This is a genomic window from Lentimicrobium saccharophilum (assembly GCF_001192835.1).
Lineage (GTDB): Bacteria > Bacteroidota > Bacteroidia > Bacteroidales > Lentimicrobiaceae > Lentimicrobium > Lentimicrobium saccharophilum.
Window position 1 is genome coordinate 3,113,598 of record NZ_DF968182.1, and the last position, 685, is coordinate 3,114,282.

Here is a 685-nt window from a genome sequence, read left to right on the forward strand (position 1 = left end):
ACTTCAGCCGCTCCATGTGCCGGAGACATCGACCAGATGACCCTGACGATCAACCCGCAGGCTATAGTGAGTGCCGGCGATGATGCCACGATCTGTGAAAGTTCGACATACACCCTGACAAGTGCCACGGCAACTGATTATACCAGTCTGCTCTGGACATCAAGCGGCACAGGCACGTTCGACGATGCTACCATCCTTGCTGCGACCTACACCCCGAGTGCAGCGGACATTGCCGCCGGAAGCGTCACCCTGACGCTGACCGCCCAGTCTGCTGCCCCGTGTGTTGAGGCCAGCGATGATATGGTATTGACGATCAGCCTGCAGGCCACGGCCGATGCAGGAACCGATGCAACCATCTGCGAAGGATCAACCTATACTCTGAGTACCGCTGTTGCCACGAATGCCGCTACCATCCTCTGGAGTACCAGCGGAACCGGCTCATTCAGTTCGACTTCGGTACAAAATCCGGTTTACACACCAAGTCAGAATGACATCGACGACGGATCAGTAATCCTGACAATGACGGTAACTTCAGCCGCTCCATGTGCCGGAGACATCGACCAGATGACCCTGACGATCAACCCGCAGGCCATTGTCAGCGCCGGCGATGATGCCACCATCTGTGAAAGCTCGACCTACACCCTGAGCACCGCCACCGCTACCGATTATACCAGCCTGCTCTGGA

General features: G+C 56.9%; 1 protein-coding gene. It reads left to right on the top strand.

What is annotated here, in order from left to right; translation table 11 throughout:
- A partial coding sequence (locus TBC1_RS18325; protein WP_201781666.1) for a hypothetical protein occupies positions 1–685 on the top strand: 685 nt, incomplete at both ends.